Below are 23,037 nucleotides of genomic sequence, written 5' to 3'. Positions count from 1 at the left end.
CGCACACGCCGGCGAACGACGTAGGAAGTGATGCCATGACGGTTGCATATATCGGACTGGGGGCGAATCTCGGCGATGCGCGCCAGACCCTGAAGGACGCGGTGGTGTGCCTCGCGCAGCAGCGCACCATCTCGATCCTCGGCAAATCGAGCCTGTATCGCACGGCGCCTTTCGAAGCGGGCGGCGACGACTACTACAACTGTGTCGTCAAGCTCGACACGACGCTGTCGGCCCGCGAACTGCTCGCGCTCTGCCAGAAGATCGAACATCACTTCGGGCGCGAACGCCCGTATCGCAATGCACCGCGCACGCTCGACCTCGACATCCTGCTGTTCGGCGCCGATTCGATCGACGAGCCCGACCTGATCGTCCCGCACCCGCGCCTCACCGACCGTGCGTTCGCGCTCGTGCCGCTCGTCGAGATCGAGCCGGCGCTCGACATCCCCGCGCGCGGCCGGGCCGACGCCTTTCTCGCCGCCGTCGCGGATCAGCGTGTCGAGAAGGTGCAGACCTGCCAGTGCCTGATGCAGAAGGCGCTCGCTGCCAGCGAAGACGCCGACAAGAACCGCTGCCGATGACCCCGACTCCCCTCACCGTCACCGCGCCCGACCTGCGCGCCCCGCACCGCTATCTCGTGATCGAAGGCCCGATCGGCGTCGGCAAGACGACGCTTGCGCGCCTGCTCGCGGAACGCTGGTCGATGCAGACGCTGCTCGAACGCCCGCAGGACAACCCGTTCCTCGAACGCTTCTATCGTGACACCGCGCGCTACGCGCTGCCCGTGCAGCTGTCGTTCGCGCTGCAGCGCGCGCAACAGGCGCGCGAGCTGATCGGTGCGCTCGAAACGGGCCGCCCGGTGATCGCCGATTTCATGCCGCAGAAGAACGACATCTTCGCGCGGCTGAACCTGCCGGAAGACGAGTGGCAGCTCTATCGCTCGGTCGCGACGCACGTGGACGTGCCGCAGGCGCCGTCGCCCGACCTCGTCGTCTACCTGCAGGCGAGCCCGGAAGTGCTGTTCTCGCGCATCCAGAAGCGCGGGCTGCCGATGGAGCTGCAGATCAGCGATGCGTACCTGCGCTCGCTCGTCGACGCGTACAACGAATTCTTCTACCACTACGACCGCACGCCGGTGCTGACGGTCGCCGCGGAACACCTGAACCCGCTGGATTCCCCCGAAGATCTCGCTCTGCTGGTCGAGCGCATCGAGACGATGCGCGGCCGCAAGGAATTCTTCGTCAAGGGCGAAACGGCGCGCTGACGCGCCGCGCCTGCCGTTCCTCATTCATCGAACCGGATTTACCCATGACCTATCTCCAGGAATCGAGCCGGCCTGCCGTCACGGTGCCCAAGCTGCAGGCAATGCGCGACGCCGGCGAGAAGATCGCGATGCTCACGTGCTACGACGCGAGCTTTTCGGCATTGCTCGATCGCGCGGGCACCGACGTGCTGCTGATCGGCGATTCGCTCGGCAACGTGCTGCAGGGCCACACCACCACGCTGCCCGTGTCGCTCGACGACATCGCATATCACACCGCCTGTGTGGCCCGCGCGCAGCCGCGCGCGCTCGTCGTCGCCGATCTGCCGTTCGGCACGTACGGCACGCCGGCCGAGGCGTTCGCAAGCAGCGTCAAGCTGATGCGCGCCGGTGCACAGATGGTCAAACTCGAAGGCGGCGAATGGCTCGCCGAGACGATCCGCTTCCTCGTCGAGCGCGCGGTGCCCGTGTGTGCGCACGTGGGCCTCACGCCGCAATCGGTGCACGCGTTCGGCGGCTTCAAGGTGCAGGGCAAGACCGAAGCCGGCGCCGCGCAATTGCTGCGCGACGCGCGCGCGGTCGAGGACGCGGGCGCGCAGCTCGTCGTGCTCGAAGCGGTGCCGACGCTCGTCGCATCCGAAGTCACGCACATGCTGAAGATTCCGACGATCGGTATCGGCGCGGGCGTCGACTGCTCAGGCCAGGTGCTGGTGCTGCACGACATGCTCGGCATCTTCCCCGGCAAGCGGCCGCGTTTCGTGAAGGATTTCATGCAGGGGCAGCCGAATATCCAGGCAGCCGTCGAGGCCTACGTGAGCGCGGTGAAGGACAGCACGTTCCCCGGCCCGGAACATTCGTTCTGACGCAGCGCCGGCTGCCGGTTCGCCGGCCCCGAATGCGAAAAAGCGCGGCGCCCCGCAAAGGGCGCCGCGCTTTTTGTTGGCACGCCGCATCGGCGCACGACTTCTCGACACCGGCGCGAGCGCGGTGTCCGAGCCGTCGCTTCGTCACGTGCTACGTCACTTCAACACCGCGTCGATCGCTCCCCGCAGCGCGTTGGTCAGCAGCAGCGCCTGCGCGCGCGCAAGATCGTCGCGGGTCACGATTCGCTCCGTCGCGCCGAATGCACGATCGTCGAGCAGCACGCCGCGCATCACGCCCGGCAATACGCCGCATGCCAGCGGCGGCGTCACCCACTGGCCGTCGAGCTTCACGAACAGGTTCGAGCGCCCGCCTTCCGTCACCTCGCCGCGTTCGTTGACGAACAGCATGTCGAAGCCGCCGAGCGCCTCGGCCGCCTGCCACGCACGATCGTACTCGGCGCGGCGCGTCGTCTTGTGCAAAAGCAGCGCATCGCCCGCACGCGTCGGCGCGAAGCCGTGCGCGGACGCCAGCAGCACGCCGACCGGCCCCGCCGGCAGCGGCTTGAGCGGCGCCGCGACGATCTCGACCGTGCCGTCCTTCGCGAGCGCGAGCTTCATCCGGTACGCGCCGTCGCCGTCGAGCGCCGCGCAGCGCGCGTCGATGTCGCGACGCAACGCATCGGCGTCGAAGCGGAAGCCGAACGCATCCGCGCTACGCTGCAGCCGCGCGAGATGGCGATCGAGATGCCGGATGCCGTCCGCACGCGTGGCGGCGGTCGTTTCGAACAGCTGGAAGCCGGGATCGGCATCCGTCAGGAATCGCGCTTTCAATTCGCACTCCGCATATTCGTCGGCCGCGACGCTGTCGAGCACGATGCCCGCGCCGACGCCCATCGTGCCGCGGCGCCGGCCGGTGATGGCCGTGGCCGGATTGCGTGCTTCGGTATCGGCTCCGGCCATATCTTCGCGTTCAACGCCTTCGCCGGCTGCGTCGAGCGTCAGCGTACGAATCGCGACCGACAGGCAGAAATCACCACAACCTGCCGGGCGATCACCAGGCGCGTCGGAATCCTCGCGTTGCTTCGCAGCGTCAAGCCAGCCGATCACGCCCGTATAGAGCCCGCGCGGCGTCGACTCGATCGCATCGATCAGCTGCATTGTCTTGTGCTTCGGCGCGCCCGTGATCGATCCGCACGGAAACAGCGCACGCAGCATCTGCGCGAACGTCGTCCCGTCGCGCCAGCCGGCCTCGACCGTCGACGTCATCTGCCACACCGACGCATACGGCTCGACGGAGAACAGCGCCGGCACGCGGACCGTCCCGGTGCGCGCGATCCGCGACACGTCGTTGCGCAGCAGATCGACGATCATCACGTTTTCCGCGCGGTTCTTCGGATCGTTTGCGAGGAACGTGGCCGCCGCCGCATCGTCGCGAGGGTCGGCCGAGCGCGGTGCCGTGCCCTTCATCGGCCGCGCGCGCAGCACGTCCGCGTGCTTCTCGACGAACAGTTCGGGCGAGCACGATACGACCCACGTGCCATCGGGCAACGCGATCAGCGCGCCGTAGCGCACGGGCTGGCGTGCACGCAACCGCCGGTAAAGCGCGAGCGGCGTGCCGAACACGTCGAAGTTCAGCCGGTATGTGTAGTTGACCTGATACGAATCGCCCGCGCGCAGCGCGTCGTGCACCGCGGCGATCGCCGCGTCGAACGCATCGCGCGACACGCTCTTCTCGACATGCGCAACGCCCGCGATCGACGGCGTACCGCCGCCGTCCTGCTGCGCGAGCCACGCGTCGACTTCATCGCGCGACAGGCGCTCGCAGCGCGCATACAGCAAAAAGCGCAGCGGGGCATGGCCCGGCTGCGCTCGTTGCAGGTTGCGCCCGAATTCGTAATCGCCGACGACGACCGCATGCAGCCCGTCGCGCAGATCCTGCGCCACGGCCGCGTCGACCTCGTCGAGCCGGGCTGGATCCGTGCACACACGTTCGCGCACGAACCCCGAATACAAACGACTCGACCGCGCGAGCGCGGTCGAGTCGCAATCGTCCAAGAGCGCGAACGACGCGCTCTCGTTGCCTTCAGTCATGCTGTTACTCGAGTTACTCGAAGAAGCTCTTCACACGGTCGAACCAGCTCTTGCTCTGCGGGCTGTGACGCGCGCCGCCCTCGGCCAGCGACTTCTCGAACTGCTTGAGCAGGTCGCGCTGGTTGTCGGTCAGCTTCACCGGCGTCTCGACCTGCACGTGGACGTACAGATCGCCCGCGATGCTCGAACGCAGCCCCTTGATGCCCTTGCCGCGCAGTCGGAACGTCTTGCCCGACTGCGTGCCTTCCGGCACCGGGAACGACGCGCGGCCGGCCAGCGTCGGCACCTCGATCTCGCCGCCGAGCGCGGCGGTCGTGAACGGGATCGGCATCTGGCAGTGGAGATCGTCGCCGTCGCGCTCGAACACCGCGTGCGGCTTGATGTGGATCTCGACGTACAGGTCGCCCGGCGGCCCGCCGTTGATGCCCGGCTCGCCGTTGCCGGCCGAGCGGATCCGCATCCCGTCGTCGATCCCGGCCGGGATCTTCACTTCGAGCGTCTTGGTTTCCTTCACCTTGCCCGACCCGTGGCAATGCACGCACGGCTCGGGGATGTAGGTGCCCGTGCCATGGCACTTCGGACAGGTCTGCTGGATGCTGAAGAAGCCCTGCGACATGCGCACCGTGCCCTGGCCGTGACAGGTCGGGCAGGTTTCCGGCTTCGTGCCGGGTTTCGCGCCCGACCCGTGGCACACCTCGCACGACACCCAGCTCGGCACGCGGATCTGCGTGTCGTAGCCGTGTGCGGCCTGCTCGAGCGTGATTTCCATGCTGTAGCGCAGGTCGGCACCGCGATACACCTGCGGGCCGCCGCGGCCGCCGCGCGCGGCGCCGCCTGCTGCCTGGCCGAAGATGTCGCCGAAGATGTCGCCGAATGCGTCCGCGAAGCCGCCGAAGCCCTGTGCCCCCGCACCGCCCATGTTCGGATCGACGCCCGCGTGGCCGTACTGGTCGTACGCGGCCCGCTTCTGGCTGTCCGACAGCATTTCATAGGCTTCCTTCGCCTCCTTGAAATGCTCTTCCGCATCCTTGCTGTCCGGATTGCGGTCAGGGTGATACTTCATCGCAAGCTTGCGATACGCCTTCTTGATTTCGTCGTCGCTCGCATTCTTCGCGACGCCCAGAACCTCGTAGTAATCCCGTTTCGCCATATCGATTCACTGTGCCGTCCGCACCACATGCGCGCGGCGGCTCCTTTCGCTCGCAGTAAAGTCTCTCGACTCGTCTGGCGCTGCGCCCGTCCGCGGACGGCGCGTGCAGCACCCGCCAAAAAACAAATGTGCCCGGAGGGCCGCGAAGCCCGCCAGGCGTGGAGTCGATCCGGCTATCCGGAAGGAAAGACAGACCGCTTGTCAGCCAACCCGTCAGCCGCGCCGCGCGCGTGTTGCGCGCGCGGCGTGCGGCACCGGGGCAACCCGGCTTAGTCCTTCTTCACTTCCTTGAACTCGGCGTCGACGACATCGTCGGCAGCCTGTTGCGCACCGCCCGCGTGGGCCGCGCCTTCCGCCGCACCCGCTGCGCCGGCCGCACCCGCCTGCTGGGCCTGCATGTCGGCATACATCTTTTCGCCGAGCTTCTGCGAAACCTTGCCGAGCTCCTCGACCTTCGCGTCGATCGCAGCCTTGTCGGCCAACGTATCCTTCAGCACGTCCTCGAGCGACTTCAGCGACGCTTCGATCGCTTCCTTCTCGCCCGCGTCCAGCTTGTCGCCGTACTCGGTCAGCGCCTTCTTCGTGCTGTGGACCAGCGCGTCGCCCTGGTTGCGCGAATCGGCCAGCTCGCGCAGCTTGTGGTCTTCCGCTGCGTTCGCTTCCGCGTCCTTGATCATCTGGTCGATTTCAGCCTCGGACAGACCCGAGTTGGCCTTGATCGTGATCTTGTTTTCCTTGCCGGTCGCCTTGTCCTTCGCGCCGACGTGCAGGATGCCGTTCGCGTCGATGTCGAAGGTCACTTCGATCTGCGGCACGCCGCGCGGTGCCGGCGGGATGCCTTCGAGGTTGAACTCGCCGAGCAGCTTGTTGCCTGCCGCCATTTCGCGTTCGCCCTGGAACACCTTGATCGTCACGGCGCCCTGGTTGTCGTCCGCCGTCGAGTACACCTGGGCGTGCTTCGTCGGGATCGTCGTGTTCTTGCTGATCATCTTCGTCATCACGCCGCCGAGCGTCTCGATGCCGAGCGACAGCGGGGTCACGTCGAGCAGCAGCACGTCCTTGCGGTCGCCCGACAGGACCTGGCCCTGGATCGCCGCGCCGACTGCGACGGCTTCGTCCGGGTTCACGTCACGGCGCGGATCCTTGCCGAAGAATTCCTTCACCTTCTCCAGCACCTTCGGCATGCGCGTCTGGCCGCCAACCAGGATCACGTCGTCGATGTCCGACACCTTGACGCCTGCGTCCTTGATCGCGATGCGGCACGGTTCGATCGTGCGCTCGACGAGATCCTCCACCAGCGCTTCCAGCTTCGCGCGGGTGATCTTCAGGTTCAAGTGCTTCGGGCCCGACGCGTCCGCCGTGATGTACGGCAGGTTGATTTCGGTCTGCTGGCTCGACGACAGCTCGATCTTCGCCTTTTCAGCGGCTTCCTTCAGGCGCTGCAGTGCGAGCACGTCCTTCGACAGGTCGACGCCCTGCTCCTTCTTGAACTCGCCGATGATGTAATCGATGATGCGCTGGTCGAAGTCTTCGCCGCCGAGGAACGTGTCGCCGTTGGTCGACAGCACTTCGAACTGCATTTCGCCGTCGACGTCCGCGATTTCGATGATCGACACGTCGAACGTACCGCCGCCGAGGTCATACACGGCGATCTTGCGGTCGCCCTTCTCGGCCTTGTCGAGGCCGAACGCGAGCGCGGCTGCGGTCGGCTCGTTGATGATCCGCTTGACTTCGAGGCCCGCGATACGGCCGGCGTCCTTGGTTGCCTGGCGCTGGCTGTCGTTGAAGTACGCCGGCACCGTGATCACGGCTTCCGTGACCGGCTCGCCGAGGTAGTCTTCGGCCGTCTTCTTCATCTTGCGCAGCACTTCCGCCGAAACCTGCGGCGGCGCGAGCTTTTCGCCGTGTGCCTCGACCCATGCATCGCCGTTGTCGGCCTTGATGATGGTGTACGGCATCAGGCCGATGTCCTTCTGGACTTCCTTCTCTTCGAAGCGGCGGCCGATCAGGCGCTTCACCGCGAACAGCGTGTTCTTCGGGTTGGTCACCGACTGACGCTTGGCCGGCGCGCCGACCAGCACTTCGTTGTCGTCCATGTAGGCGATGATCGACGGCGTGGTGCGCGCGCCTTCCGAGTTCTCGATGACCTTGACCTGGTTGCCTTCCATGATGGCGACGCACGAGTTCGTGGTGCCGAGGTCAATACCGATGATCTTTCCCATTTTTCCTAATCTCCAGAAATGCTTGTTTGCTGCGCAAAACCCCGCGTTTTGGGGCGGTTTCGCGCGCCAGAATTCAACTCTGTTCCCGAAATGCGTCCGTCCGATCCGTTTTCAAGACCCGACGAGCGATGCGGATATTAAATTTTTTCAATCGCTGCCGGCTAGCGGATCGCCACCTGTCGCGGCGATTTTCGCGCGTGCCGCCGACACCGCTGCCTGGAACTGCGCGAGGCCATGCCAGCCCGTCGCGCGGCCCAGCCGCTTGCCGCGGTGGAAAAAGAACCACGTCGGCACGCCGTGCAGCCCGAAGCGGCGGCCCAGCTGGTGGTGTTCGTACACGTTGCAATGGAACCACTTCAAGTCCAGCGCGCGGATCGCGTCGGGCTGGGCGAGCATCGCCTTCTTCGCGATCTCGCAGTTGAAGCAGTCGACGCCCCAGAAGAACACCACCGCGAGCGCATCGCCCGCGCCGTCGATCGCCGCGTCGAACGCGCCGGCGTCCAGTGCCCGCATGTCGAACGCGTCGAACGCGGCCGGATCGACGCCGGCAGGCAGCATCGCGACGGCCTTACTTCGGCTGCGCGACGGTGACGAGCGCCGGACGCAGCACGCGGTCGGCGATCGTGTAGCCCTTTTGCAGCACCGTGACGACGGTGTTCGGCTCCTGCTCGGCCGGCACCATCGAAATCGCCTGGTGCTGGTGCGGATCGAACTTCTCGCCGACCGGGTTGATCGCGACGACGCGGCCCTTCTCGAGCGCGCTCGTCAGCTGGCGCAGCGTCAGTTCGACGCCTTCGCGCACCTTCGCGATGTCGCCGGACGTATCGTTGACGGCCGCTTCCAGGCTGTCCAGCACGGGCAGCAGGTGCTCCGCGAAGCTCTCGATCGCGAACTTGTGCGCCTTCGAGACGTCGTCCTGCGCGCGGCGGCGGACGTTCTCGGTTTCGGCCTTCGCCCGCAGGTAGCTCTCCTGCAGCTCGGCGACCTTGGCTTGAGCCTCCGCGAGCGCCGCGTCGGCTGCTTCAGCGGCGGGGGCAGCGCCTTGCGCCGCCTGCTTCTCGCTGCCGATATCTTCGGCCGATTGGGGTGCCGGGTTCTCTTGCGTGTTTTCCATGTCGCTGAAAGTCGATTAGAGGTTAAAGCCAAATCGGCAACCGCCGGACCGTATATCCGGCGGCACCGCACATTGCTGGTGCAAATAAGGGTGATTACGACGATTTCAAGGGGGTGATTCGCCGGCATTCTCCAATGCGGCGAAACAACCGCGCGTCACGCCGGGGCATCGCCCGCATAGTCCGCCAGATCAGGCGAAACGGGCTGTAACAACGCTTACCTGGCGGGTACTAGCTTGGCACAGGCCCACTGCATTACACTGCACTCAAGCGTAGGAAAAGCGTGTTTACCCCTAGCTGACCGCCGCCTGACATTCACCTGGCGCCGCTTTCACCCGTCTTCTCGAGGGGAGTACCGTGAAACTGACCTTTGCGATATCGGTGGTCGCGCTGGTACTCATTGCCGGCACCACCACCATCTGCCTGTCGGGAGCCGTTACCGACCGCACGACCGAATACGGGAGCGCGCGGGCGACGTTCGACCAGATGTTCAGCTCCCACCAGAAAATCTGTCGATGATGCGCCGGTCGCGCTTCGTCGGCCGGCCGTGCAATTCGGCTGCCGGCTCGCGATACGTGCGACGCCGCTCCAGTTCGGCGAGCCGCGCGGCCCGCCCCGCTTCCGTTTCCTCGTAAAGCGTCTGCGCGACGCTCGCCGGCCCGCGCACGTCGCACACACCAAGCACGGCAATGTGCCAGACGATGCCGTCGATCGCAATCTCGACTTCGTCGCCCACGCGTACTTCCTTCGCCGGCTTGACTGCCGCGCCGCCGATCTTCACGTGCCCCTTGTCGACCGCATCGGTCGCGAGCGAGCGCGTCTTGAAGAACCGCGCCGCCCACAGCCATTTGTCGATGCGCAGCTTCGCGCCCGGTTCGGTCGAGATCTTGTAATTCATCGCGCTTAACCCACCATTTCGGGCTGCGCGGCCTTGACCGGCCAGCCCTGCAGATTCTCGGCGACGATCTCGCCGAGCGCACCGATCCACGCGGGCGCGCCGTTCAGGCAGGGAATCCGGTGGAACGCCTTGCCGCCGCCGGCGAGGAATTCGTCGCGCACCTCCATGCCGATCTCCTCGATCGTCTCCAGGCAATCGGCCGTGAAACCGGGACAGAACACGTCGGCCCGCCGCACGCCGGCCTCGCCGAACTCGCGCAGCGTCGGCGCGGTGTAAGGCTGGAGCCATTCGGCCTTGCCGAACCGCGACTGAAAGGTGATGCGGCATTCGGTCGTCGACAGCCCGAGCGCGGCCATCAGCAGCGCCCCTGTCTGCTGGCACTGGTCGTGGTAGGGATCGCCGAGGTCGAGCGTGCGCTTCGGCACGCCGTGAAAGCTCAGCACGAGCTTGTCGCCGGCCGCGAAGTCGGGCCGGCCGTGCTGCGCCCAATACTGGCGCACCTGCTCGGCCAACGCATGGATATAGGCCGGATGGTCGGCGTAGTGCCGCACCGTGCGCACCTCCGGCTGGTTGCGCATGCGCGCGAGCGCGTTGAATGCGGCGTCGAAGGCCGTGGCCGTGGTCGACGCCGAGTATTGCGGATACATCGGCATCAGCAGCACGCGCTCGACGCCCGCACGCTTGAACTGCGCGAGCGCGTGCGAAATGTTCGGGCTGCCGTAGCGCATCGCGTAGTCGACCTGCACCTGATAGCCGTTCGACGCGAGCAGGTGCCGCACGGCATCGGTCTGGCGCTCGGTGTACACGCGCAGCGGCGAGCCCTCGGGCATCCAGACGGCCGCGTATTTCTTCGCGGACGCGCGGCCGCGCAGCGGCAGGATCAACGTGCGCAGCAGCACCTGCCAGACGGCCTGCGGAATCTCGACGACCCGTGGATCCGACAGGAATTCGGCCAGGTAGCGCCGCACCGCGTGCGGTGTCGGGGCGTCGGGTGTGCCGAGATTGATCAGCAGCACACCGATGCGATGGGCAGCCGCGGTGCTCGAGGACGGCTCAAGATCGAAACGCATGGGCAATAACGTGCTCGGGGCACGGAACCGGACGGCTCTCAATTATAGCCGGCCGCCCCGCGCCGGTCGGCCAGGGCCTGCTCCCGCTCATGACGAGCTTGCGCCGGCCGCCGGAAGGGCCAAGCGCAACGCGCATGACACCGCGATCGACGCTTCTGGCGGCCAGCCCCACGAAAGATTGATTTCAATCAGGGGAGCGAGAGTTGCCGGCCGCATTGCGGCGTCGCGCGTCGCTTGTTTGGCTCGGCCAGAAGGTGCCCTTGCTTCTTGCACTGCGACCGGCAACGCTCGTTCGCAAGTGCGTCACGAGCGGAAACAGGCCCCGTCTTTCGGCCGACTGCCGGCACGCGCGGTGCCGCGGCAAGATGACGGGGCGGGATCGGGCCGGCGACGGCAGGCTACTGCTGGCTCAGCGTGAGCGACAGCAGGCGCGCGGTGATGTCGACGATCGGTATCACGCGGTTGTACGCCATGCGGGTCGGGCCGATCACGCCGAGCGTGCCGACGATCTGCCCGTTCACCTCGTAAGGCGCGGTGACGACGCTCATTTCCTCGATCGGCACGAGCGTCGATTCGCCGCCAATGAAGATCTGCACGCCCTGGGCGTGGCTCGACACGTCGAGCAGTTGCAGGAGGCCCGTCTTTTGGTCGAACACGTCAAACAGCTTGCGCAGCCGCGCCATGTCGGACGAGAGATCCGCCACTTCGAGCAGGTTGCGCTCGCCGGAAATCAGCACGGTGTCCTCGGTGTCGGGCACCTCGGTGCTGGCCGTCACGGCCGCATGCATCAGCGCGGTCATGTCGCCGCGCAGCTGGTCGATCTCGTCGCGCAGGCGGCGGCGCACCTCGTCGAACGACAGTCCGGCGAAATGCGCATTGATGTAGTTGGACGCCTCGGTCAGTTGCGACGGCGAGTAATCGCGCGGCGTCGCGAGCATCCGGTTCTGCACGTCGCCCTCGGGCGTGACGATGATCAGCAGGATGCGCTTGTCCGACAGGCGCATGAACTCGATCTGCTTGAACACGTGGCTGCGGCGCGGCGTCAGCACGACGCCCGCGAACTGCGACAGGTTCGACAGCACGCTCGCGGCGGCCGCCACGACCCGCTGCTGCGGCTCGCCGGCCTGCAACGTGTTCTGCACCTGCCGCGCGACGGCTTCGGCGTCGATCGGCACCTCGACCGTCAGCATGGTGTCGACGAACAGCCGGTAGCCGCGCGGCGTCGGCACGCGGCCGGCCGACGTGTGCGGGCTCGACACGAGGCCGAGCTCCTCCAGGTCGGACATCACGTTGCGGATCGTCGCCGGGCTCAGCTCGAGCCCGGAGTAACGGGACAACGTGCGCGATCCGACTGGCTGACCGTCGGCGATATACCGTTCGATCAGGGTTTTCAGGAGGGTTCGTGCGCGAGGATCTAGCATGGTGGAAAATTTTAGCGCAACCGCGTGACCGCGGCGAGTGGCGTCGGCTACCGTTGCGCGGGTCGGCCCGATCCGGCCCCGCCCGTGCACAGCCGGTTCTTTTCGTCAACGAGCTATGGTGTAATGCCGGCATGAAAACCGGTAATCAGTTCAACACTGTCGCGCTCGTCGGCCGGAGCAACACGCCCAACATCGCCGAGCCGCTCGCCACGCTGGCCGCCTGCGTCGCCAAGCAGGGCTTCGAGGTCGTCTTCGAAGCCGAGACCGCGCGCGAGATCGGCATCACCGGCTACCCGGCGCTGACCCCGGCCGAAATCGGGGCGCGTGCCGACGTGGCGGTCGTGCTGGGCGGCGACGGGACGATGCTCGGCATCGGCCGCCAGCTCGCGCCGTACAAAACACCGCTGATCGGGATCAACCACGGGCGGCTCGGCTTCATCACCGATATCGCGGCAGCCGACATGCAGGCGCTCGTCCCGGTGATCCTGTCGGGCAAGTTCGAACGCGAGGAGCGCGCGCTGCTCGAGGCCCGGATCATGCGCGACGGCGAACCGATCTACCATGCGATCGCCTTCAACGACGTCGTCGTGAACCGCAGCGGCTTCTCCGGGATGGTCGAGCTGCGCGCGTCGGTCGACGGCCGGTACATGTACAACCAGCGTTCGGACGGCCTGATCGTCGCCACGCCGACCGGCTCGACCGCTTACGCGCTGTCGTCGGCCGGCCCGATCCTCCATCCGCAGCTGGCGGGTATCGTGCTCGTGCCGATCGCGCCGCACGCGCTGTCGAACCGGCCGATCGTGCTGCCCGACGATTCGAAAATCGCGATCCAGATCGTCGGCGGGCGCGACGTCAACGTGAACTTCGACATGCAGTCGTTCACCGCGCTCGAACTGAACGACACGATCGAGGTGCGCCGCTCGAAGCACACGGTGCCGTTCCTGCACCCGATCGGCTACAGCTACTACGCGACACTGCGCAAGAAGCTGCACTGGAACGAACACGCCTCGAACGAAGACGACAACGCGTCCTGACGCCGCTCCGCCCGACACCATGCTCCGCCACCTCTCGATCCGCGACTTCGTCATCGTCGCCGCGCTCGATCTCGAATTCGACAGCGGCTTTTCCGTCTTTTCCGGCGAAACCGGCGCCGGGAAATCGATCCTGATCGACGCCCTTGCCCTTGCGCTCGGCGAACGCGCCGACGCAAGCGTCGTGCGCACCGGTTGCGGCCGCGCCGACATCACCGCCGAATTCACGCCGCACGACCGCGTCGCGCGCTGGCTCGACGAACACGCGTTCGACACCGAGGACACCGTGATGCTGCGCCGCGTGATCGATGCGAACGGCCGGTCGCGCGCATTCATCAACGGCACCAGCGCGACGCTCGCGCAGCTGCGCGAGCTCGGCGAAATGCTCGTCGACATCCACGGCCAGCATGCGCACCAGTTACTCATGCGGCCCGACGCGCAGCGCGAGCTGTTCGATACGCACGCGGGGCTCGTTGCCGACGCCGCGAACGTCGCACGCGCATGGCGCGTGTGGCGTGACGCGACGCAGGCGATCGAGGCGGCAAAAGCGCACGAGCGCGAGTTGCAGCTCGAACGCGAAAAGCTCGCCTGGCAGCTCGCCGAGCTCGACAAGCTCGCCCCTCAGCCCGGCGAATGGGACGAAGTCAGCAGCGAGCACAAGCGCCTGTCGCATTCGGCGAACCTGATCGAAGGCGTGCGCGGTGCGCTCAACGCGCTGTCCGAGTCCGACGACGCGATGCTCGCGCAGCTCGGCGCGATCGTGTCGAAGCTGCGCAGCCTCGCCGACTACGACACCACGCTCGGCGACGCGCTCGCGTCGCTTGAACCGGCCGAGATCCAGCTGCAGGAAGCGGTCTACTCGCTGTCGCACTATGCACAGCGCATCGATCTCGATCCCGAACGGCTCGCGCAGGTCGAAACGCGCCTCGATGCGCTGCACTCGACCGCCCGCAAGTTCCGCTTGCCGCCCGACACGCTGCACGAAGAACACGCGGCACGCCGCGCGCAGCTCGCCGCACTCGATGCGGCCGCCGATCTCGGCGCGCTCGAGGCGGTGCAGGCCAAGGCGCGGGAAGCCTATCTCGCCGACGCCAAACAGCTGTCCAAGGCCCGCGCACAGGCCGCCAAGGCGCTCGGCACGGCCGTCACGGCCGGCATGCAGGAGTTGTCGATGGCGGGCGGGAGCTTCGAAGTCGCGCTCGTGCCGCTCGCCGACGGCGGCCCGCACGGGCTCGAACAGGTCGAATTCCGGGTCGCCGGGCACTCTGGCGTGCCGCTGCGGCCGCTCGCGAAGGTTGCGTCGGGCGGCGAGCTCGCACGCATCAGCCTCGCGCTCGCCGTGATCGCCAGCGCGGCAAGCCCGACGCCGACGCTGATCTTCGACGAAGTCGATACGGGGATCGGCGGCGGCGTCGCCGAAGTGGTCGGCCGCCTGCTGCACCAGCTCGGGCGCGATCGCCAGGTACTGTGCGTGACGCACCTGCCGCAGGTCGCCGCGCGCGGCGACCATCACTTCCAGGTCACAAAAGGCGCCGACGACCGCGGCGGCACGGTGTCGACCGTGGTCGCGCTCGACCGCGCCAACCGGATCGAGGAAGTCGCGCGGATGCTCGGCGGGCTCGAGATCACGGCCACGACGCGCAAGCACGCGAAGGAAATGCTGGCCGCCTGACGCCGGCCACCCGTTAGCCGTTCATCGAATGCACAAAGACCGGCGCGCGCGCCGGTCTTTTTTGGGCACGGCGGCGCGATCGCTCCTCCTGCCGCACCGCATCGAACGGTCGTTTCAACTATCCGTTTCAACCGCCCCGAACACGCGCGTCCACAGCGCCGTCACGGCCGCCCGCTCGTCGGCCACCACGGCCGGATCGACCCGCGCCTTCTCCATCCCGTCGAGCCGCAGCTTGTGCTGCAGCTTCCGGTACTTCCGGTACGCCGCCCCGACCCGCTCGGCCTCGTCCTCGCCCATCAGCCCGAAGCGCGCGACCTCGCGCAGCAGCGCGATGTTGCCCGTGTTGCGGATCAGCTCGGCGTCGCTCGACGCGTGCAGCAGCACCCAGTACTGGACGATGAACTCGATGTCGACCATTCCGCCGCGATCGTGCTTCAGGTCGAACAGCTCGGTCTGGTTCGGGTGGCCGGCAAACACCTTGCCGCGCATGTCGACGATTTCCTTCGCGAGCACGCCGCCGTCGCGCGGCGTGGTCAGCACCTGCTGGCGGATCGCCTCGAAATCCGCGCCGATCTGCGCGTCGCCCGCGCTATAGCGGGCACGCGTCAGCGCCTGATGCTCCCAGACCCACGCGGTATTCGCGGCGTCGCCCTCGCGCAGCTGGTAGCGGCGGAACGCGTCGAGATCGGTGACCAGCAGCCCGGCCTCGCCGTTCGGCCGCAGCCGCAGGTCGATGTCGAACAGCGCGCCCGCCCCGGTCGCCGTGGTAAGCCATGTGATCAGGCGCCGCGTGAAGGTCGTGTAGACGTCCGCCGAGCGCTCGTCGGGGTCGTCGTACAGGAAGATCAGGTCGAGATCCGACGCGTAGCCGAGCTCCTTGCCGCCCAGCTTGCCGTACGCGATCACCGCGAACTTCGGCACGTCGCGATGGCGCTTCGCGAGCTGCGACCAGACGACTTCGATCGTCACGTCGAGCACCGCGTCGGCCAGTTCGGACAGCCGGTCGCTCACATGCTCGACCGACAGCTGCCCGGCGAGATCGATCAGCAGGATCCGGAATACCTCCGCGTGCTGTGCGTGCCGCAGCAGGTCCATCTGCTGCTCGGGGCCGTCGGCCGCGGCGAGGCGCGCGCGCAGCGCGTCCTTGAACGCAGGCCAGTCGAACGGGCTCGCGATCGCCTCGTCGTCGAGCAGTTCGTCGAGCAGCTGCGGATGGCGGATCAGGTAGCCGCCGCCCCAGCGCGTCGCACCGAGCACCGACAGCACGCGGTCGAGCGCGGCCGGATATTCGGTCAGCAACGCGAGATAGACACCGCGCCGGCTGACCGTCTCGAGCAGGTCGAACAGGCGGATGATGGTTTCGTCGCGGCGCGCGGCGTCGATCCGCGGCGCGGCCTCCAGCGCGCGCTGCGCGACGCGGTCGAAGCGATGCCGGCTCTTTTCCGGCAGGCCCGTGTAGCGCGACGACTGCCAGACCGCGCGCAGCCGGGCGAGCACCGTCGCCGGATCGGCGAAGCCGAGGCCGTCGAGACGGGCCGCGAGCGCATCGTCCTCGCCGTCGTCGGCGAGCGCACTGCTCCAGATCCACGCGGCGGCCGTTTCTTCGCCCGCGCCGCAGGGCGCGCCGTTCACCTTGTCGGCGAAGATCTGGTCGAACTGCGCCTCGACGAAGTTCCGGTGCTCGTCCAACACCGTCATCAGCGCTGCGTAGTCGGCAAAGCCCAGCGACGCGGCCAGCGCAGCGCGTTCGTCCGGCTCGACCGGCATCGCGTGCGTCTGCGCGTCGTTGCGGTACTGCAGCCGGTGCTCGAGCGTGCGCAGGAAATTGTAGGCATCCGTCAGGCGCGCGCGCACGTCCTCGCCGATCAGCCCGCGCGCCTGCGCATGGCGCAGCACCGCGAGCGTCGGCCGCACGCGGAATTCCGCATCCTGCCCGCCACGGATCAACTGGAACACCTGCGCACTGAACTCGATCTCGCGGATCCCGCCGCGCCCAAGCTTGATGTCGTCGGCCTTGTCGGGCCGCATCGACGCGCGACGCGCGGCTTCCTGCCGGATCTGCTGGTGCAGCGAGCGAATCGCGCCGATCACGCCGAAGTCGAGGTAGCGGCGGTACACGAACGGCTTGACGATCGACTCGAGCTGCGACTCCAGCCGCCGCGCCGCGTCGCTGTCGCCTTCCGACACGAGCCGCCCCTTGATCCACGCATAGCGCTCCCACTCGCGGCCCTGCACGTAGAAATACTCCTCGAGCATGCCGAGGCTGCAGACGAGCGGCCCCGAATCGCCGTTCGGACGCAGCCGCATGTCGACCCGAAATACGTAGCCGTCGGCGGTGACTTCCGACAACACGCCGATCAGCCTCCGGCCGAGCCGCGTGAAGTATTCCTGCGTGGGCAGCGGCGAACGCGCGCCGCCGGTCGTCTCGCCGTCGTCCTCGTAGACGAAGATCAGGTCGATGTCCGACGACACGTTCAGCTCCCGGCCGCCGAGCTTGCCCATCCCGACCACGCCGAGCACGACGCGCTGACCGTCGGCGCCGCGCGGCTCGCCGTACAGCGCCTCGAGTTCGGCCGACAGCAGCGCGAGCGAGCGCTGCACGGCCACTTCCGCGAGATCGGTCATCGCGCCCGTCACTTCGGCGACGTCCGCCAGCCCGCGCAGGTCGCGTTCCGCGACCGCGCCGAACGCCTCGGCCCGCAGTTGCCGCAGCGCGCGCTTCAGTTGCTCCTCGGTCGGCGCGGCCGTGCCGGCCTGAGTCGCCAGCAGTTCGGTGAGGCGCGCGTCGAGCTGCGCGCGGCCGAGCGGCGCGGCAGCCCATGCGGCGACCTGGTCGGCGAGCACGGGTCGCGCGGCGGCCGCGCGGGCCAGGTAACGGGAATAGGACGTGCAGATCAGGGCGGAAGCGACGGTCATCGAGAAGCAGGCCTGGCGGAAAGGCCGGCCGGCACGGGACACGCATGCGCGCCCCGCTCCCGATCGGCCCCATGGACTCGGCGCGGCGTCGCGGGGCGCGTGCGCCCGTCGCGAAACCGCGCGCCGGAAAGCCCGTGCCGCGCTGCCGCAACGGCCGCCGGCACGAACCCGTGTGATACATTTCAACGTCAGTCTGCAAAACTACCATATCGCCGCCCGTCCGCCGCATGTCCGACCGTCAGGAATCCGCCGTAGCTGCGCCCGAAGCGGGACCTCCGAAGCACGATCATCCGGTCCTGCGTCGCGTGTTCAGGGTGACGCTGGCAGTCGGGATCGGCACCTACTTCGTCGCGTCCGGTGCGTTCCTCGGGCTGCGCTACGTCCTGCTGCCGCGCATCGACGAATTCCGCCCGCGCATCGAGCGCGCGGTGTCCGACAAGCTCCACGCGCAGCTTTCGATCGGCAAGCTTTCCCCGAACTGGTCCGGCATGCAGCCGGGCGTCGAACTCACGAACCTGACGATCCGCGGCCGTGACGGCAAGGTCGCGCTGTCGGTGCCGCATGCGACGGCCGCGCTATCCTGGATGTCGCTGCTGCGGCTGTCGCCCGCGCTGTCGAGCCTGATCGTCGACCAGCCCGACCTGGTTGTCGCGCGTGCGGCCGACGGCTCGCTCAGCATCGCGGGCGTCGGCGTGGCGACCACCCATGGCGGCAACGACACGTTCGGCACGTGGCTGCTGAAGCAGGAGGCGATCGTGCTGCGCGGCGGCACGCTGCGCTGGCGCGACGCGCAGCATGACGCGCCGGAGCTCGTGCTGTCGGGCATCCGGCTCGCGGTGCTCAACGACGGCCGCGTGCACAAGGCCGCGCTGCAGGCGCCCGCGAACGGCACGCTGCTGCTCGGCCCGCTCGATTTCCGCGCGCGCTTCAAGCACAAGCCGCTCGCCCCGGTCGGCAAGCCGTCGAACTGGACGGGCGACGCGTACCTGTCGACCGGCCCGGTCGACCTGCAGACGCTGGCGCGCTACCTCGACATGCCGCTCACGATCCACGCGGGCCGGATCGACAACGCGATCTGGGCCACCTTCGGCGACGGCCATCTGCATTCGGCGGGCGGCGACCTGCAGGGCGCGGACGTCGCGCTGCGCGTGCGCCCGACGCAGCCGCGACTCGACGTGCCGACGGTCGGCTTCGGCTGGGACATGCAACTCGACGCCGGCCACGACTACACGCTGCACCTGACGCGCTTCAACGCGGAGCTCGGCCAGCCGCCGCTGCCGGACGGCACGCCGCTCGCCCGCTCGCTGGCACTGTCGACGCTGACGGCCCGCTACCGCGTGCCGACCGCGAGCCAGGGGCAGCTGTTGAGCGTCGTCGGCGACCGCGTCGATCTCGGCATCCTCAGCGAGTTCATTCGCGGGCTGCCGCTGCCGGCGCGCCTGCGCAACGAACTGATCAAGATCGACCCGCGCGGGATGGTGTCGAATTATCAGATCGAGGTCGAACGCGCGAAGCCGGCGCGAGCCGACCTTGCCGACGAGGAGCGGCGCATGGGCGCCGCGCCGATCGTCCGCTACCGTTTCCTCGGCGATCTCCAGGGCATCAGCTTCGCCGCGCAGGAGCCGCCGCCGGGCCTGTCGCCACGCGGCCACCCGCGCGCCGGCTGGCCGGGCGTCGAAAACCTGTGGGGCCGCGTCGATGCGAACGAGACGGGCGGCAGCGCGCACTTCGACACGGTCAACGCGGCCGTCACGGTTCCCGGTGAATTCGACGAGCCGCGCCTGACGTTCGACCGGTTGCGCGGCAACGCCAAGTGGGTGATCACGCCCGCGGCCGGCGACAAGCACGCGCGCGTCGACGTGACGCTGCCCGACCTGCTCGTCTCGAACCCCGATGCCGAAATCGCGGTGTCCGGCTCGTACACGAACCCCGGCCACGGCCGCGGCTCGCTCGACCTGCGCGCCGATTTCGCCCGCGTGTCGGTGGCACGCATTCCGCGCTACCTGCCGACCGGGATGTCCGAACACCTGCGCGACTATCTCGGCCACGCGCTGCAGGACGGCCAGGTGACCAAGGGCGCATCGATCGTCGCCCGTGGCCCGCTCGAGAAATTCCCGTTCGAGCACGAGCCGGACGCCGGCGTGTTCCACATCGTCGCGCCGTTCACCGGCGGCCGCTTCGAACCGACGCCGTACCCGCCGCGCAAGCTCGCGAACGGCACGCCGAGCGTCTGGCCGGCACTCGACGGGATCGACGGCGTGTTCGAGCTCGCGCAGAACAAGCTGCGCTTCGACATCGACCGCGCACACTACAAGCGCGTCGCGCTGACGAAAGTCGCCGGCCGCATCGACGACCTGGGCAACCCGACCCACTCGCCGCTCGTCATCGACGGCCATGCGCAGGGCCCGCTGGCCGACCTGATCGACTACGCGGACAACAGCTCGCTCGGCACGATGAGCGGGCATATCGGCCAGCGGATCGATGCGCAGGGACCCGCGTCGCTCGCGCTCAAGATCACGATTCCGCAGCACGTCGCGCATCCGCACACGCACGTCGAAGGCGCGCTCGCGTTCGGCGGCAACACGCTGACGACCAGCGGCGTGCCGCCGCTGTCCGCGCTGCGCGGCAGTGTCCGGTTCACCGAGGCCGGCGCATCGCTGCACGACCTGTCGGGACGCTTCCTCGGCGGCCCGGTGCGCGCGAACGGCAACTTCCAGTCGCACGGGCCCTACACGGTGGACGTCGACGGCCGGCTCGCGCTCGACGCGGCGCGCGGCCTGAACCTGCACGGCCCGGCCGCCGCGCTGCTCGAGCACGTGGTGGGCGACGCACCGTACAAGGTCGCCGTGCGCGGCGCGCCGGGCCGCCTGCCCGACGTCAGCGCGCATTCCGACCTGACCGGCGTCGCGCTGAATTTCCCCGCGCCGTTCGCCAAGGCGGCCGGTACGCCGATGCCGTTCAGCTTCACGCTGCAGCCGGCGCCGCAGGCGGACGGCAAGCGCCTCGAACATGCCGACCTGACGCTCGGCCCCGTGTCCGCGACCTATCTGCTCGACGCGACGCGCGGCCAGCCGCTGCGCGCGGTGCGCGGCGCGATGGGCATCCACCGGATGCCCGACATGCCTCAGGACGGCGTGAGCGCGGCCGTCGACGTCAACGAACTGGACGCCGATGCGTGGCTCGCGCTGGCCCGTACGCTGAAGTCCGACACGCCGCGCGCGCAGGCGCCGCAGGCCGCGCCGCGCGTCGATTTCGCGAGCTTCGCTCCGAAGCGCTTCGCGTTCCATTTCGGCACGCTGAAGCTGCTCAAGCGCAACTGGGAAAACGTGATCGTCGGCGCGTCGCACGTCGACGAGCTGTGGCAGGCAAACATCGCGTCGAACCAGGTGTCGGGCTACCTGTCGTGGGCGCCGGGCGGCGGCCACAACGGCGCGGGCGTGCTGAACGCGCGGCTCGCGAAGCTCGTGGTGCCCGACAGCGCGCAGCACGATCTCGTCGGCCGCGCGATGAACCTGCCGACGCCGACCGACCGCCCGATGCCGTCGATCGACCTGATCGTCGACCAGGTCGTCGCGCGCGACCACGACATCGGCCGCCTGGTCGTCAACGCGCGCAATATCGACGAAGCCGGCACACCGGTCTGGCAGCTCGACAAGCTGGAGCTGTCCAACCCGGACGCGAAGCTGACGGCAACCGGCAACTGGCGCACGTCGCGCCGCGCGCTCGCCCGCGGCGCCGACGAGAACGACGCGCCGCGCCGCACCGTGTTCGACTTCAAGCTCGACATCGGCAACGCGGGCGCGCTGCTCGACCGCGTCGGCCTGCCGCGCACGCTTGCGGACGGCCATGGCTCGGTGACCGGCAAGGTCGGCTGGCGCGGCGGCCCGACCGCGCTCGACTTCCCGTCGCTCGGCGGCCAGATCGCGCTCGATCTCGAACACGGCCAGATCCTGAAGGTCGATCCGGGCGCGGCGAAGCTGCTCGGCGTGCTGAGCCTGCAGAGCCTCGCCCGTTTCCTGACGCTGAATTTCCGCGACGTGATCGGCAAGGGGCTGCCGTTCGACAAGATCACCGGCACCGGCCAGATCTCGAACGGGATCGCCCGCACCGACGACTTCTCGATGATGACGGGGCCCGCGAACGTCACCGTGCGCGGTGCGGTCGATCTCGGTACCGAGACGCAGGACCTGCACGCGCACGTCGCGCCGAAAATCAGCGCGGGCGCGGCGGCAATCGGGGCGGCCATCATCAACCCGCTGCTCGGCGTCGGCGTGCTGGCCGCGAACTACGCGCTGTCGGAGACGCTGTCGCGCGCGTTCGCGCTCGACTACGCAATCACCGGCTCGTGGGCGCACCCGCACATCGAGCGGGTGCGGGGCGATCAGGGTAAGATGAATCACGGTCCGGCCGATGCGGCAAGCCATTGAGCCGCACGCCGAGCCGCGCACGGTGCCGGGCCGCACCCCATTTATGACGCAACCGATCCCGCGATGACCGACCACACCCGTTCCGCCACGCCCTTCCAGGTCGCCGCGCTGCAGATGGTGAGCACGCCGGACGTCGCGCGCAATCTCGCCGAAGCCCGCCGCCTGATCGCGGAGGCCGCCGGCGAAGGCGCGCAGCTCGTGCTGCTGCCCGAGTATTTCTGCTTCATGGGCCACCGCGACACCGACAAGCTCGCGCTCGCCGAACCCTACCGCGACGGCCCGATCCAGCGCTTCCTCGCGGACGCCGCGCGCCGCCACGGCATCTGGGTGATCGGCGGCACGCTGCCGCTGAAGGCGCCCGAGCCCGATCGCGTGCTCAACACGACGCTCGTGTTCGATCCGTCCGGCAACGAAGCCGCCCGCTACGACAAGATCCACCTGTTCAACTTCGAGAAAGGCGACGAGTCGTTCGACGAGGCGCGCACGATCCGCGCGGGCGATACGGTCGTCTCGTTCGACGCGCCGTTCGGGCGGGTCGGCCTGTCGGTCTGTTACGATCTCCGCTTTCCGGAGCTGTATCGCAGGATGGGCGACTGCGCGTTGATCGTCGTACCGTCGGCGTTTACGTATACGACGGGCCGCGCGCACTGGGAAACGCTGCTGCGCGCGCGGGCCGTCGAGAACCAGTGCTACGTGCTCGCGGCCGCGCAAGGCGGCAAGCACGAGAACGGCCGGCGCACCTGGGGCCACAGCATGCTGATCGACCCGTGGGGCGAGATCGTCGCGGTCCGCGACGTGGGCGCCAGCGTCGTGCTCGGCGCGATCGATCCGCAACGCATCGCCGACGTGCGCCAGAGCCTGCCCGCGTGGCGGCACCGCGTGCTGACCTGAATCCGCCGCGCCGCT

Annotated in this window: 17 protein-coding genes; 8 read left to right on the top strand and 9 right to left on the bottom strand. The window is 68.2% G+C overall.

Annotated elements, in window-relative coordinates:
• The first annotated feature begins 35 nt into the window (after window positions 1-35).
• From folK to panB, 3 genes are read left to right on the top strand one after another with little or no spacing between them, the layout of a single operon-like run.
• Window positions 36-578, top strand: a complete 543-nt coding sequence (folK, locus tag LGN17_RS05180; protein WP_043189526.1) for a 2-amino-4-hydroxy-6-hydroxymethyldihydropteridine diphosphokinase — start codon at window positions 36-38, stop codon at window positions 576-578.
• Entirely contained in the window at window positions 575-1,261 is a 687-nt protein-coding gene (locus LGN17_RS05175; RefSeq protein ID WP_226195413.1) for a deoxynucleoside kinase, read from the top strand. The genes folK and LGN17_RS05175 overlap by 4 nt, the downstream gene beginning before the upstream one ends.
• Before the next feature lie 44 nt (window positions 1,262-1,305).
• Window positions 1,306-2,121, top strand: coding sequence for a 3-methyl-2-oxobutanoate hydroxymethyltransferase (gene panB, locus LGN17_RS05170; protein ID WP_226195412.1), 816 nt, complete (start codon window positions 1,306-1,308; stop codon window positions 2,119-2,121).
• Between the two features lie 156 nt (window positions 2,122-2,277).
• Here panB and LGN17_RS05165 read toward each other — a convergent pair whose 3' ends face one another.
• From LGN17_RS05165 to grpE, 5 genes are all read right to left on the bottom strand, one after another.
• A complete protein-coding gene (locus LGN17_RS05165) occupies window positions 2,278-4,212 on the bottom strand; it encodes a chorismate-binding protein (protein WP_226195411.1) in 1,935 nt (644 codons plus the stop codon).
• A 13-nt stretch (window positions 4,213-4,225) separates the two neighbouring features.
• Complete coding sequence (gene dnaJ / locus LGN17_RS05160) at window positions 4,226-5,362, bottom strand: molecular chaperone DnaJ (protein ID WP_175958225.1); 1,137 nt, start codon at window positions 5,360-5,362, stop codon at window positions 4,226-4,228.
• A gap of 269 nt (window positions 5,363-5,631) precedes the next feature.
• Window positions 5,632-7,584 carry a molecular chaperone DnaK gene (dnaK, locus tag LGN17_RS05155; RefSeq protein ID WP_226195410.1) on the bottom strand — a complete coding sequence of 651 codons (1,953 nt, stop codon included), beginning with the start codon at window positions 7,582-7,584 and terminating at the stop codon, window positions 5,632-5,634.
• A 147-nt stretch (window positions 7,585-7,731) separates the two neighbouring features.
• On the bottom strand, window positions 7,732-8,142 hold the full coding sequence (locus LGN17_RS05150; RefSeq protein WP_226195409.1) for a thioredoxin family protein: 411 nt from the start codon (window positions 8,140-8,142) through the stop codon (window positions 7,732-7,734).
• Window positions 8,143-8,152: 10 nt separating this feature from the next.
• The gene (grpE, locus tag LGN17_RS05145; RefSeq protein ID WP_226195408.1) at window positions 8,153-8,698 is read right to left on the bottom strand and encodes a nucleotide exchange factor GrpE; all 546 of its coding nucleotides are present in this window, start codon (window positions 8,696-8,698) and stop codon (window positions 8,153-8,155) included.
• Between the two features lie 355 nt (window positions 8,699-9,053).
• Between grpE and LGN17_RS05140 the strand changes: the two genes are divergently transcribed.
• Window positions 9,054-9,215, top strand: coding sequence for a hypothetical protein (locus LGN17_RS05140; RefSeq protein ID WP_006476841.1), 162 nt, complete (start codon window positions 9,054-9,056; stop codon window positions 9,213-9,215).
• Here LGN17_RS05140 and LGN17_RS05135 read toward each other — a convergent pair.
• The 3 genes from LGN17_RS05135 to hrcA form a co-directional block, all read right to left on the bottom strand.
• Window positions 9,187-9,594, bottom strand: a complete 408-nt coding sequence (locus tag LGN17_RS05135; RefSeq protein WP_021162216.1) for an RNA-binding S4 domain-containing protein — start codon at window positions 9,592-9,594, stop codon at window positions 9,187-9,189. The two genes, LGN17_RS05140 and LGN17_RS05135, sit on opposite strands and share 29 nt — an antisense overlap.
• A 5-nt stretch (window positions 9,595-9,599) precedes the next feature.
• A complete protein-coding gene (hemH, locus tag LGN17_RS05130; RefSeq protein ID WP_226195407.1) occupies window positions 9,600-10,664 on the bottom strand; it encodes a ferrochelatase in 1,065 nt (354 codons plus the stop codon).
• A gap of 398 nt (window positions 10,665-11,062) precedes the next feature.
• A complete protein-coding gene (hrcA, locus tag LGN17_RS05125) occupies window positions 11,063-12,085 on the bottom strand; it encodes a heat-inducible transcriptional repressor HrcA (protein WP_175958220.1) in 1,023 nt (340 codons plus the stop codon).
• Between the two features lie 131 nt (window positions 12,086-12,216).
• Between hrcA and LGN17_RS05120 the strand changes: the two genes are divergently transcribed.
• Window positions 12,217-13,119, top strand: coding sequence for an NAD kinase (locus LGN17_RS05120; RefSeq protein WP_175958219.1), 903 nt, complete (start codon window positions 12,217-12,219; stop codon window positions 13,117-13,119).
• 19 nt (window positions 13,120-13,138) lie between these two features.
• Window positions 13,139-14,788 carry a DNA repair protein RecN gene (gene recN / locus LGN17_RS05115; RefSeq protein ID WP_226195406.1) on the top strand — a complete coding sequence of 550 codons (1,650 nt, stop codon included), beginning with the start codon at window positions 13,139-13,141 and terminating at the stop codon, window positions 14,786-14,788.
• Window positions 14,789-14,902: 114 nt separating this feature from the next.
• Here recN and glnE read toward each other — a convergent pair whose 3' ends face one another.
• Window positions 14,903-17,704 (bottom strand): bifunctional [glutamate--ammonia ligase]-adenylyl-L-tyrosine phosphorylase/[glutamate--ammonia-ligase] adenylyltransferase, encoded by a 2,802-nt coding sequence (glnE, locus tag LGN17_RS05110; RefSeq protein ID WP_226195405.1) that lies wholly within the window; start codon window positions 17,702-17,704, stop codon window positions 14,903-14,905.
• A 227-nt stretch (window positions 17,705-17,931) separates the two neighbouring features.
• Here glnE and LGN17_RS05105 point away from each other — a divergent pair, with 227 nt between their 5' ends.
• A complete protein-coding gene (locus LGN17_RS05105; RefSeq protein ID WP_226195404.1) occupies window positions 17,932-22,131 on the top strand; it encodes a YhdP family protein in 4,200 nt (1,399 codons plus the stop codon).
• Window positions 22,132-22,194: 63 nt separating this feature from the next.
• Window positions 22,195-23,022: a carbon-nitrogen hydrolase family protein gene (locus LGN17_RS05100; RefSeq protein ID WP_226195403.1), complete on the top strand. Its 828-nt coding sequence runs from the start codon at window positions 22,195-22,197 to the stop codon at window positions 23,020-23,022.
• Window positions 23,023-23,037: the final 15 nt, after the last annotated feature.

It is taken from the genome of Burkholderia sp. AU30280, from assembly GCF_020420125.1.
In the GTDB taxonomy this organism is placed as follows: Bacteria; Pseudomonadota; Gammaproteobacteria; order Burkholderiales; family Burkholderiaceae; genus Burkholderia.
This window is presented reverse-complemented; position numbering and strand designations above follow the sequence as displayed.

Coding starts and splice junctions, on each gene's coding strand:
- hemH (WP_226195407.1), bottom strand. CDS start 10,664: ATGCGTTTCGATCTTGAGCCGTCCTCGAGCACCGCGGCTGCCCATCGC.
- dnaK (WP_226195410.1), bottom strand. CDS start 7,584: ATGGGAAAGATCATCGGTATTGACCTCGGCACCACGAACTCGTGCGTC.
- recN (WP_226195406.1), top strand. CDS start 13,139: ATGCTCCGCCACCTCTCGATCCGCGACTTCGTCATCGTCGCCGCGCTC.
- LGN17_RS05100 (WP_226195403.1), top strand. CDS start 22,195: ATGACCGACCACACCCGTTCCGCCACGCCCTTCCAGGTCGCCGCGCTG.
- hrcA (WP_175958220.1), bottom strand. CDS start 12,085: ATGCTAGATCCTCGCGCACGAACCCTCCTGAAAACCCTGATCGAACGG.
- LGN17_RS05105 (WP_226195404.1), top strand. CDS start 17,932: ATGTCCGACCGTCAGGAATCCGCCGTAGCTGCGCCCGAAGCGGGACCT.
- LGN17_RS05165 (WP_226195411.1), bottom strand. CDS start 4,212: ATGACTGAAGGCAACGAGAGCGCGTCGTTCGCGCTCTTGGACGATTGC.
- LGN17_RS05175 (WP_226195413.1), top strand. CDS start 575: ATGACCCCGACTCCCCTCACCGTCACCGCGCCCGACCTGCGCGCCCCG.
- dnaJ (WP_175958225.1), bottom strand. CDS start 5,362: ATGGCGAAACGGGATTACTACGAGGTTCTGGGCGTCGCGAAGAATGCG.
- LGN17_RS05135 (WP_021162216.1), bottom strand. CDS start 9,594: ATGAATTACAAGATCTCGACCGAACCGGGCGCGAAGCTGCGCATCGAC.
- grpE (WP_226195408.1), bottom strand. CDS start 8,698: ATGGAAAACACGCAAGAGAACCCGGCACCCCAATCGGCCGAAGATATC.
- LGN17_RS05120 (WP_175958219.1), top strand. CDS start 12,217: ATGAAAACCGGTAATCAGTTCAACACTGTCGCGCTCGTCGGCCGGAGC.
- LGN17_RS05150 (WP_226195409.1), bottom strand. CDS start 8,142: ATGCTGCCTGCCGGCGTCGATCCGGCCGCGTTCGACGCGTTCGACATG.
- folK (WP_043189526.1), top strand. CDS start 36: ATGACGGTTGCATATATCGGACTGGGGGCGAATCTCGGCGATGCGCGC.
- glnE (WP_226195405.1), bottom strand. CDS start 17,704: ATGACCGTCGCTTCCGCCCTGATCTGCACGTCCTATTCCCGTTACCTG.
- panB (WP_226195412.1), top strand. CDS start 1,306: ATGACCTATCTCCAGGAATCGAGCCGGCCTGCCGTCACGGTGCCCAAG.